At 68.0% G+C, this 703-nt stretch carries 1 protein-coding gene; it reads left to right on the top strand.

The annotated features are described in order from the left end of the window. Positions 1-703: S8 family serine peptidase (locus tag ACYVDE_RS25135; protein ID WP_460504245.1), on the top strand; the 703-nt coding region annotated here is incomplete at both ends.

The raw sequence follows: 703 nt of genomic DNA, 5'->3' as shown, positions 1-703 counted from the left end.
CTCACCGTGGCTGGCCTCACGGCGGCACAGCTGGCCGCCGCGCCGGGCGTGGAGTTTGTGGACGTAGCCACCCGCCGCGCCCAGGAGGAGCGCCGGCTGAGCAATTCCGATTTGTCGGTGAATGCCATTACGGCGGTGCACGCCCGCTTTCCCGAGCTCACCGGCCAGGGCCTCACGGCTTCGGTGAAAGAGCAGCCCTTCGACCCCGACGATATTGACCTGAAGGGCCGGGCCGTGAACCCCGGGGCCTTCACCAAGCCCTATTCCGAGCACGCTACGGCCATGGCTACTCTGCTGGGCGGGGCCGGCAACTCCGACCCGCTGGGCCGGGGCGCGGCCCGCGCCGTGCGGCTGGCCACTTCGAGCTTCGCCAACTTCCTGCCCGACGACGGCGCCCAACTCACCCAAGCCGGCGTGTCGGTGCAAAACCATTCGTACGGCGTGGGCAGCATCGAGAATTATTACGGTCTCGAAGCCCAGGCCTACGACCAGCACACCCAGCAGTTTCCGCAGCTGTTGCACGTGTTTTCGGCCGGCAACGTGGGCACGGCGGCCAGCCCCGATGGCTCTTACAAAGGCATTGCCCGGTTCGCCAACCTCACCGGGCAGTTCAAAATGTCGAAGAATACGCTGACGGTGGGTGCCACCGACCCCAGCGGGCAGGTGGCCGCCCTCAGCTCGCGCGGGCCCGCCCACGACGGCC

The sequence above is a fragment of the Hymenobacter agri genome (assembly GCF_054778495.1).
The sequence above is the reverse complement of the archived record's forward strand: the minus strand, read 5'-3'. Positions and strand labels throughout refer to the sequence as shown.